The organism is Candidatus Neptunochlamydia vexilliferae, from assembly GCF_015356785.1.
GTDB lineage: Bacteria > Chlamydiota > Chlamydiia > Chlamydiales > Simkaniaceae > Neptunichlamydia > Neptunichlamydia vexilliferae.
On the sequence record NZ_JAAEJV010000085.1, the window covers coordinates 1 to 5,160 of the forward strand.

General features: G+C 43.1%; 5 protein-coding genes and 1 tRNA gene. 1 reads left to right on the forward strand and 5 read right to left on the reverse strand.

The genetic code is table 11. From position 1 onward, the window contains the following. Nucleotides 1-131: 131 nt before the first annotated feature. Complete coding sequence (locus NEPTK9_RS08950) at nucleotides 132-1,112, reverse strand: glucokinase (RefSeq protein WP_194848492.1); 981 nt, start codon at nucleotides 1,110-1,112, stop codon at nucleotides 132-134. Nucleotides 1,113-1,271: 159 nt separating this feature from the next. Between NEPTK9_RS08950 and recA the strand changes: the two genes are divergently transcribed. After that, nucleotides 1,272-2,303 (forward strand): recombinase RecA, encoded by a 1,032-nt coding sequence (recA, locus tag NEPTK9_RS08955; protein ID WP_194848493.1) that lies wholly within the window; start codon nucleotides 1,272-1,274, stop codon nucleotides 2,301-2,303. A 4-nt stretch (nucleotides 2,304-2,307) separates the two neighbouring features. Here recA and NEPTK9_RS08960 read toward each other — a convergent pair whose 3' ends face one another. The 4 genes from NEPTK9_RS08960 to NEPTK9_RS08975 form a co-directional block, all read right to left on the reverse strand. Further along, entirely contained in the window at nucleotides 2,308-3,192 is an 885-nt protein-coding gene (locus tag NEPTK9_RS08960) for a polyprenyl synthetase family protein (protein WP_194848494.1), read from the reverse strand. Then, nucleotides 3,179-3,829 (reverse strand): LbetaH domain-containing protein, encoded by a 651-nt coding sequence (locus NEPTK9_RS08965; RefSeq protein WP_228547111.1) that lies wholly within the window; start codon nucleotides 3,827-3,829, stop codon nucleotides 3,179-3,181. The genes NEPTK9_RS08960 and NEPTK9_RS08965 overlap by 14 nt, the downstream gene beginning before the upstream one ends. A 218-nt stretch (nucleotides 3,830-4,047) precedes the next feature. Continuing rightward, nucleotides 4,048-4,896: a BRO family protein gene (locus NEPTK9_RS08970; RefSeq protein ID WP_194848496.1), complete on the reverse strand. Its 849-nt coding sequence runs from the start codon at nucleotides 4,894-4,896 to the stop codon at nucleotides 4,048-4,050. 31 nt (nucleotides 4,897-4,927) lie between these two features. Continuing rightward, a tRNA-Pro gene (locus tag NEPTK9_RS08975) sits at nucleotides 4,928-5,002 on the reverse strand. Nucleotides 5,003-5,160 lie beyond the last annotated feature (158 nt).

Consider the following 5,160-nt stretch of genomic DNA (forward strand, 5'->3'; position numbering starts at 1 on the left):
TGGAAATGCTATTTCCTTATAGTCCCTCCATGGACGAAATTTTAGTAGCTTAAAAATGGTTAGGGGGGCTATTCAAATTTTTTATTCCGGGAATTGCTGTTTTTATAACAATTTAGCGGTAGAAATAGAAATTATATGATATGCTTTGCGTAGTAGGTCGCTCCAAGAAGAGCGGTGTTGTCATTCAAGACAACATGAACAGGAATCTGCTCAAGAAGTTTTGAAAACCGCCCCTTTTCGGTAAACGATCTCATAAAATCTCCCCTTTTGAGAATGGTGAGAAGTTTGGGTGCAATCCCTCCACCAAGGTAAATCCCCCCAAGGGCAAGCATTTTAAGGGCAATATTTCCCGCTTCAGACCCATAGATAGAAGCAAAGAACTCCAGGGTTTTGGTGCAAGCTTTCGATGCACCAGAAAGTCCCATCTCTGAAATTAAGCGGGGGGAATCTCCCTCTTGAATTTTCTTTAGGTTTTCCTCCGTTTCCCTCTCTTTTTTGGTCTCCACAACAAACTGATAAAGGTTGTAAAGCCCAGGACCCGATAAGATTCTTTCATAGGAAACATGACCAAACTTTTTTCTTAAAAAGCGAAGGAGTTCATCTTCAGTCTCATTTCTCGGTGCAAAATCAGCATGCCCCCCTTCTGACGCAAAAGGGATGTGCCTCTTCCCATCATAGAAAATCCCCCCCTCACCGAGCCCCGTTCCCGCAGAAACCATCGCTTGATTCCCTTCTGCTTCGGGATCTCCAGCGTTGAGGGTGTAAAGCTCATCCTTCTCAAGCATATTGAGGCCATAAGCATTCGCCTCTAAGTCGTTAATCAGCGCAACCTTTTCAATCTGGAGCTCCCCCATAAGAACTTCGCTGTCGACAAGCCACGGAAGGTTGGTCGCCTGACTTTTCCCCTTCTTAACGGGGCCGGCAATCCCAAAACATCCCTTTTTAACAGAGATATCTTCCCCTTTTAGGAAGGTTTTTACAATTGTCTTAAGATTGGGATATTTTTGGCTTGGATATTTTTCATCCTTAAGCTTCACCATTCTCCCTTTTTCTTCTTGGTAAAGGGCAAGGTGCGTTTTCGTGCCGCCAATATCTCCTGCTAAGTATGCCATTCCCCTTTATTACCACGTATACCGATCCTTAGCAAACGAAAATTCGTGCCTCTAATCGAGAAAAACGGTACACTAAAGAGCCAATTGCAAAATTTGCAAAAATCGATTAATCAGTAATTTTGCAATTGGCTCTAAAAAGAAAAACCCAAGGTGATGACCATGTCAAATCAAGATGATCCTGCAAAGAAAAAAGCTCTAGAACTCGCCAAAGCCCACATTGAAAAACAATTTGGAGCGGGCGCCATTATGTCTCTTGGAGACCATTCAATAAATCGATCGATCAGCTCGATTAAAACAGGGGCGATTTCCCTAGACCTCGCTCTTGGAATCGGAGGGGTTCCTAGAGGACGTGTCGTCGAGATTTATGGGCCAGAATCCTCTGGTAAATCAACATTAGCCACCCACATTGTTGCAAGTTGCCAAAAAGAAGGTGGCGTTGCTGCTTACATCGACGCCGAGCACGCCCTTGATCCTTCTTACGCTGCAAAAATCGGGGTTAACCTCAACGATCTTATGATTTCTCAACCCGATTGTGGGGAAGATGCTCTCAATATCGCAGAGATGCTCGCTCGCTCAAACGCTGTTGATGTCATTGTGATCGACTCTGTTGCCGCTCTTGTTCCAAAGTCGGAACTTGAAGGAGAAATTGGGGACACTCACGTGGGTTTACAAGCCCGTCTCATGTCTCAAGCCCTTCGTAAACTCACCTCAACTCTCTCAAAGAGCAACACCTGCGCTGTTTTCATCAACCAAATCCGTGAAAAGGTGGGAGTGATGTTTGGAAACCCCGAAACCACCTCTGGAGGAAGAGCTCTTAAGTTTTATTCCTCTATTCGGATGGATATCCGTCGGATTGCAAGCATCAAAGGACCTGAAAATGTTGACATCGGTAACCGCGTTAAGGTGAAAGTTGTGAAAAACAAAATGGCTCCTCCCTTTAGGATTGCTGAGTTTGACATTCTCTTCAACGAAGGGATTTCTAGAACCGGCTCGATTATAGACCTGGGTGTTGAACATAATATTATCGACAAGAAAGGAACCTGGTATAGCTATGGAGATAAGCGACTCGGCCAAGGAAAGGAAGCTACTCGCACAGAACTTAAAGCAAACCCTGAGCTTACCGATGAGATTGAAAAACTCATCTTAGAAAAAGTTCAAGAAAAGCCCGCTTTAGGGACCGCAAGCAAATAAACTCTTAAGAACCCTTAGCATGGTCGATAAGTAGGTCTATTGTTTGTTGAAACTCGGGATTTAACATCCCGAGTTTTTTCATTTTAGAGGCAAAGGTCTCAATCTCCTCTTCAAACCTCTTCATGGCTCCCTCTTTCCCAAGGAAGTGGGCGATGTTCAGAGACTCTTTATCATCCTGGTATACATCTCCAATATCATCGGCAATTTGAAAGGCCATCCCAAAGCTAAAAGCAGCATCTCGGATTCCTTCAATTTCATCTAAGGGGCCTCCTCCAAAAACCCACCCAAAGACAAAAGCGATTTCAAAAAGGGTCACCGTCTTCTTGTAAATCACATCTAAAATAGCTTCTAAGCTCCGTTCTTCCGGAAAAAGATCTTTAAACTGTCCTCCTGTTGCGCCCGAGATTCCCGCACACCGCGTTGCTGCATCCAAAGCAACCATACATGCTTCATTCGAACGGTTTCGAAAGGGTTCCTTTTGACGAGAAAGGACCTGAACGCTCTGGAAAATTTTTTCATATCCGGCAGAAATAAGGGCATAACTCGCAAGTAAAGCCACAGTTTCACCATACATCTTATGTAAAGCGGGTTTACATCTCCTCGTATCATCGTTATCCATGCAGGGAAGATCGTCAGCAATCAGTGATGCCGTATGAAAGTATTCGACAGAAAGACAAGCTTCAAAAACATCGAGCCCATGTCCCAATGCGCGCGCTGTCATCATGACAATCAGTGGGCGGATCCGCTTGCCTCCATTTAATAGAGCATATTCACAAGCATTTCTAAGCTTATTCTCATCCCCTAAGCGGGGGATATTTCGCTTCAAAAAAATTTCAAAAGAGTCTTTGAGTGGACGAAGAAGTGACGTGTTAGGTTTAGTTAACCACATTGACTTTCCTTAGGTTAGACTTTTGAATGGAGGTGCAGGCTCTAGAAAGTGTTTTTTTTCGAAGAAGAACACCTGGGTTAATCACCGAGTTGCATCCAATTTGGGATCGATCCCCCAAAACGGTCCCGAACTTTCGCATCCCCGTCTCATACAGCTCTCCATCCACCTCAACAACCACATCTTTATGATCGATCCGGTAATTGGCGCAAATAACGCCCGCTCCTAGGTTTGTATTGCTTCCGAGGATAGAATCCCCCACATAGTTAAAATGAGGGGCCTGAGCACCGTTTAAAAAGAGCGCATGCTTGATTTCTGAAGCATGACCGATCACACATCGCTCCCCCGTTAAAACAAAAGGGCGCACATAGGCGCCTTGTCTGACTTGAGAATCTTTGCCAATATGACACGGCCCTTCAATATAGGCTCCCGGTTCAATAACCGTTCCTTCCTCAATAGAGATAAGCTCTGGATGAACAAGTGTCACGGAATTAGGAATGTTACACTGAATGTTTCCCAGGTCTAATGAGTGGAGGTAATTTTTAAGCCCTATAAGGCTTTCCCAAACGGGTCGATCTAAAAGGAAAAGTTCTTTATGGAGAAAGTTGGAGAGATCAAAAAAACAATCCGGTGTCAACATGTCCATCCCATTTGAAGAGATAAAAAGAAAAAGATACTCTATTTATATATTCTTCTTCATCTTCTTTCGCTGTGGATTTGTCTATAACTCGTGTTTTTCATAGACAAAGCCTATTGTTCATATTGTGTCAAAAAATTGATCATCCTGTCGAGTTATTGAAGAAACCCCCGTTATCGACAAGTTTTCATCAATCTATCGACACCCTATAAACAACATTTTCAACATTCATCTTTTCCCGGTAACCTCTGTGGAATTTCCGGGGGTAAGTAGTTTTCTTTTGAAACTACTTTTTTTTGAGTTTTTTCTTCTAATTCTAAACGAGCTTGTTTTGCAATACCACCACCCGTTTTTGCAGCAACTTTGTTTTCTGCCATTCCTGTAGCTTCAGAACTTTCGGCAACCTGTCTTGTGGATAATTCAGCTAGTGCAGTAAAAATTAGTTCCGCCTCACTCATGTGGTCTCTTAGGTTTTGTGTCTTCAAACCTTTTAGGTTTTTGTGTTGCTTTACCGTTATGTCTGTCCACTCTTGATGAATGATATTAGTTAAGATTGCAAATTCTTTTGTTTCTTTGATGTTATGGTTTTTCCAGTAGTCGGTAAGCTTATTGCGAGTTTCTTGACCCAGCATCCGTTGTTGAATCCACTTTTTGCTTCTCCCGTGCTTTTTCCATGTTTCTCTAGCTCGGTCCAGCGACTTTTCTGGGTCAGCCATTTCTTGTATGCGCTCATAACCTACCTTTGCTAGCCAAAGTTTGATCGGCTCAGCTTTTGGGCTTGGGATCGATTGGATTAGCCTTAATATGGTTTCGGCATTAGCTACATCGGTAAGGTATTTTTTTCCATCAGCTGCTTGCAACTTCAGTCGGTTACACTTTGTAACCGACTGATTACCTTCTTTCTTGAGTCGGTTTTTTAGAACTTTCCAGTAGTTTCTAGCTTTTTGGAAGTCAGTTTGTTGTGTCAAAACCTTAACAATATCTACTACTGAAAAGTACCAAGTTTCTGTCTTTTCGTCATACAAACGACGTATCTTGTAGTCTTCGAATAGGATCAAGTCGTTTTTCATGAACAGAACTCCAACACGAGCATATAATAAATCTGGGTGAGAGGATTCGAACCTCCGACCCCTTGCACCCCATGCAAGTGCGCTGGCCAAGCTGCGCTACACCCAGGTAAAGTCTTACATCATACCTCGAAAAAGCCTTATCTGTCAATATTGCCCATTGGGTTGCAGCAATTCCCGGAATAAAAAATTTGAATAGCCCCCCTAACCATTTTTAAGCTACTAAAATTTCGTCCATGGAGGGACTATAAGGAAATAGCATTTCCA